3 protein-coding genes and 1 pseudogene are annotated in these 3,382 nt (G+C 29.2%); 2 read left to right on the top strand and 2 right to left on the bottom strand.

Annotated features, from left to right (window positions below):
- Together FC57_RS10250 and FC57_RS10255 are read left to right on the top strand one after the other, a co-directional pair.
- Nucleotides 1-807 (top strand): annotated as a pseudogene (locus tag FC57_RS10250) (SLAP domain-containing protein); the annotation flags it as partial.
- A gap of 418 nt (nucleotides 808-1,225) precedes the next feature.
- Nucleotides 1,226-2,074: a helix-turn-helix domain-containing protein gene (locus FC57_RS10255; protein WP_007125900.1), complete on the top strand. Its 849-nt coding sequence runs from the start codon at nucleotides 1,226-1,228 to the stop codon at nucleotides 2,072-2,074.
- 364 nt (nucleotides 2,075-2,438) lie between these two features.
- Here FC57_RS10255 and FC57_RS10265 read toward each other — a convergent pair whose 3' ends face one another.
- Nucleotides 2,439-2,978 (bottom strand): DUF3278 domain-containing protein, encoded by a 540-nt coding sequence (locus FC57_RS10265; protein ID WP_007125898.1) that lies wholly within the window; start codon nucleotides 2,976-2,978, stop codon nucleotides 2,439-2,441.
- Nucleotides 2,978-3,175 carry a helix-turn-helix transcriptional regulator gene (locus tag FC57_RS10270; RefSeq protein ID WP_007125897.1) on the bottom strand — a complete coding sequence of 66 codons (198 nt, stop codon included), beginning with the start codon at nucleotides 3,173-3,175 and terminating at the stop codon, nucleotides 2,978-2,980. The genes FC57_RS10265 and FC57_RS10270 overlap by 1 nt, the downstream gene beginning before the upstream one ends.
- Between the last annotated feature and the right edge of the window lie 207 nt (nucleotides 3,176-3,382).

Raw genomic sequence — 3,382 nt, forward strand, 5'->3', positions numbered from 1 at the left:
ATGAGCGTTTCTGCTAATGCTCACATAGTTCAAGCGGCAGATGGTTCTGTCAGAAAAACTGTTATGCATAATTCAATTGCTTATGACAAAGACGGTAGTAAAACAGGTCGCAAGTATTACACTTATGGATCAATCTATGTCGATCCAACTCCTGTAACTATTAATGGAAGTCAATACTACAAGATTTCAGGTAAAGATCAATACGTTAAAGTAACTAACATTGATGGTGTAAAACGTAAAGTTACTCATAATGCATATATCTATCGTACTTCTACTCAAAGAACACCTTATGGTATGACTGCAAGTAGTAAAAAATGGAAATTGTACAAGGGTGAAACGGTAACTACTTATGGTGGCTACTATACCTTTAAGAATGGTAAGCACTACTTCAAAGTCGGTGGACCAAGAAAACAATATGTTAGAACTTACAACTTAGGACCAGTTATCGGAACTAATACTTCTAATTCAACCAGTACTAGTTCGAAATCTACGACAAACAACACTCCTTCATCTACTAATAGTGAAGAAGCTATAGCTACGGTTGCCGTTGCTAGATATTACAGAAAAACCGCCCCAATTGTTACATTTAATAGTAATGGGAAAGCTCAAATTGTAAAATCTGTTCCTGATGGTACTAAATTGACAGTAGATAGATTAGAAAGAGGAGCACGTGCTGACAAAGTCGCAGACCTTATTGGGGCCTTTAATGGCGATCAAACTATTTATCACATTAAGGGTACAGATAACTGGATTTATTCAATATATGTAAAAGTAAATAAAAAATTGACTGCACATGATTACGATGAAGCCAAATAAGTATTGCTAATTACAAATAAAAATTTTACACAAAAATCTAATCTAAAAACTTAAAAAATGGTGATATTCACAACATAAATTTTGTTGAATATCACCATTTTTAATGCTATTAAATTTCTATATTATATTCATAAGTTGAGAAAAGATTAAGACAAAACCTGAACTTGTATTTTATAGTTCTGCATTCTATTTTTTTAAAAACATAATTTTTTACCATCGTACAAATAATAATAAATATTAAAAGCATACAAACTAAAGATTTCTTACTTAGTATCGGTATGACCGAGTACGGTAAATTACTTGAAAGACTTCTTATTAAATATAAATAAGTATTTAATAGTCATATAGAGATAGTAAACTAGCGATTAAATTAATATTTTGATCACTATAATATGAGAGGTGCAGAATTATGACTATCGGGGAACTACTTAAATATTATCGTATTAATCAAAATAAAACTTTAAAGGAATTTGCGGGTAATATAATCGATCGTTCTTATTACGGTAAAGTAGAAAAGAATATTCATCAGATTTCAATCAATAATTTGATCGACTTACTTAATTATAACCAGATAAATACTGCAGAATTTATAGAAAAACTAAATTCTAATTATGAAAACACCCAAAATCAACTTCAGACACAAAGAAAGTTAATGGAAGAAGCATACTATCACGTTGATAAAGATAGATTACAAAAAATAAAAATAATAATTTCAGAAAGTAATCTTTCTAAAAAAGATAAAGAAATTCAAAATTTAATAGCTGATGGTTTCATTGAACTTCTAAGTCCAGATAATCCTAATCAAAAGCTTAGAGATGAGATTAAAAAGAAAATTTTTGAAATACCTAATTTTAACAAAACAAAATTCATGCTTTACTGCAATTCAATGAGGTTCTATAGTCTTTCTGATAATAAAACAATAGTTAATAGGCTGATTGAACGCTATAAAGATGATGAGTCTAAAATTGTTCAGAAAGCCCTTATTTCAATAGTAATCAATATTTTAATCTTTTCTATTGAAGAAAATGACTTTGAAAATATTGACTATTATATTTCTTTTGTAAGCAATATTCCTACTACTCCTGATATTTTCTTTTATAAAAATGTCATGGAATTTTTAACTCACTTTATTAAATATAAAAGTGAAAAAGATGTATCTGCACTAAAACTTTGCAATTTGATAATTAGAAATATCAGTATTACCGGTATGCCAGAATATGCAAAAGAACTTTCAAAATTTAAAAAGAAACATCAATAATGTAAAAGAAGGCAAATATGCCCATATTTATTTTTTCATTTTCATATAAATTACACTTAATCTAAATAAAAATTGATTTAGGTGGTGATGAGTTATGAAAAAACTAGTATTGGCTCTTGAAGTAGTGTTAGGACTAATTCCTTTTCTCCCTCTACTTTCAGATACTATTTTTAAAACGAATATTCATACTTCAATCATGAAAATGACCTTACAGTGGCCACTGTGGCTTAAAATGCCTATTTTTCTTATCTGTGTTTTGTTATATCTGTATTTTTGGTACACAATTTTTAAAGAAATAAAAAACCTCTAAAATTGAACTTTTTAGAGGTTACTTTTATAGCGTAGTCGATCAACTACGCTATTTTTAATTCATACTCTTTTCATCTTTAACAACTTTTAAACGATGTAATTTACCCAATACTGTACCAACACATATGCATACACTTATCCATAAACCTTGAGGCCAGAATGCTAAAACATTAACCAAACCACCATGGTTAGCAATTGAACTACCTACTGCTGCCCCAATCATACACGGTATAAAACATATTATTCCTTCAACAATCGCTTTCAAATAAATTCTTCGAACAGCTTTTGGTCGCTCCTCTGGTGTAATTTCTACTTGAAAAATCTGCAGTCTTTTAAGTGCAAACGAAGTATAACAACCTGATAACAGCAGAATTATTGCCGTAGCTAACCCTAAAAACGAATAAGCCACAGTAATTTGATTGGTGAAAACAAAATAGCATGAAATAAATAATATCATTCCTTCTGCTATAGACGATAATATATAGGCGTTATTACCTATTCTCTCTACTTCAGCTAATTGTCGTTCATCTAACTTACCATCAATACCAAACCAGTTTTTCACAAATTTTAACCATAAGCTTTCTCGTCTGTACATTATTGTTCATCCCCATCCCAAAATAGACTATTCAAATCTGTCCCTAATGCATGTGCTAAGTTTAAACATAATTCAAGTGAAGGATTGTATTTATCATTTTCAATTAAATTAATAGTTTGCCTAGCTACACCTATTTTTTTAGCAAGTGCCATTTGTGATAAATTTTTTTGTTTACGATATTTTTTTACTCGATTCATACAAAGCCTTTGAAAAATTTTTGCAAGTGTCAACTATATGTGACATTTGATAAATATATATTATCACGTTTAATTCATAAATGTCAATTATATATGACATAAGAAGCTTAATCCTGAAAGAATATCAGAATCGAGCCTCTATTAATCGTGTATTTTAAACTGTCTAACTTTCACAATAAGACAAGCCTTATCAATTGATTTCTGTTT

It is taken from the genome of Lactobacillus ultunensis DSM 16047, assembly GCF_001436305.1.
GTDB lineage: Bacteria > Bacillota > Bacilli > Lactobacillales > Lactobacillaceae > Lactobacillus > Lactobacillus ultunensis.